This window comes from Pseudomonas kermanshahensis (assembly GCF_014269205.2).
Lineage (GTDB): Bacteria > Pseudomonadota > Gammaproteobacteria > Pseudomonadales > Pseudomonadaceae > Aquipseudomonas > Aquipseudomonas kermanshahensis.
Genome location: NZ_JABWRY020000010.1, coordinates 1 through 1,305 on the forward strand (window position 1 = coordinate 1; position 1,305 = coordinate 1,305).

1 protein-coding gene is annotated in these 1,305 nt (G+C 60.0%); it reads right to left on the reverse strand.

The window, feature by feature from the left end; translation table 11 throughout:
* Positions 1-1,305: immunoglobulin-like domain-containing protein (locus HU764_RS27475; protein WP_338109092.1), on the reverse strand; the 1,305-nt coding region annotated here is incomplete at both ends.

Consider the following 1,305-nt stretch of genomic DNA (forward strand, 5'->3'; position numbering starts at 1 on the left):
GTCACAGCGGTGCTGACCGGGGTCTTGTCCAGAACCAGGTTTTCGAACTTACCGACATCCGCGCCATCGACCGAAGCGATCGACTTGATCACTGGATCGTTGATACCGGTGTAGACGTTGTCCGGGGCAGTCACGGTGGTGAAACCGGTGGTGCTATTGGCCGGCACGGTAATGACGGTGGTGCCGTCGCTCAGGGTGAAGGTCAGTGCCGAGTGCTTGTCGATCGGCAGACCGTCTTTGTTGGTCAGGGTGATGGTGTAGGTGATCGCACCGCCTTCGGTGACCGAAGGCGTAGCGGTCAGCTTGGCCACCACGTCATCCGTGGTGTCAGTCACTTTGACCGAAGCGGCGTCGCCCAGCTGCAGGTTTTCGAAGGCACGGCCGTCGATGTCTGCTGCCGACTTCACGCCCAACTCGATTTCGCCGGCGTCTTTGTAGACGTCGTCGCCCTGCGCTTCGTGGGTGTACGGCGCGCTGGTTTCACCCGCTTTGATGGTGACGGTGGCGTTGTTGCTCAAGGTCACGACCAGGTCGTGAGCCAGGGCGGTGTTGATGTGGACGGTGAAGGTCGGTTTGACGTTTTCAGCCACCGAAACCTGATCGGCCGTGATGGTGACCTTGACCAGATCGCCTTCGTTGCCAGCGCCTGGAGTACCCGAGCCTGGCTCGTCAGTAACAGTGGTGCTGACCGGGGTCTTGTCCAGAACCAGGTTCTCGAACTTGCCAACATCGGCGCCATCAACCGAAGCGATCGATTTGATCACTGCGTCGTTGGTACCGACGTAGACGTTGTCCGGGGCAGTCACGGTGGTGAAACCGCTGGTGCTGTTGGCCGGAACCGTGATGACGGTGGTGCCGTCACTCAAGGTGAAGGTCAGCGCCGAGTGTTTATCGATCGGCAGACCGTCTTTGTTGGTCAGGGTGATGGTGTAGGTGATTGCACCACCTTCGGTCACCGAAGGCGTCGCAGTCAGCTTGGCCACCACGTCATCCGTGGTATCGGTGACTTTGACCGACGCTGCATCGCCCAGCTGCAGGTTCTCGAAGGCACGGCCATCGATGTCTGCTGCCGACTTCACGCCCAGCTCGATTTCACCGGCGTCTTTGTAGACGTCATCGCCCTGCGCTTCGTGAGTGTACGGCGCGCTGGTTTCACCGGCTTTGATGGTGACGGTGGCGTTGTTGCTCAGCGTCACGACCAGGTCGTGAGCCAGCGCGGTGTTGATGTGGACGGTGAACGTTGGTTTGACGTTCTCGGCGACCGATACCTGGTCAGCCGTGATGGTCACCTTGACCAAGTCGCCC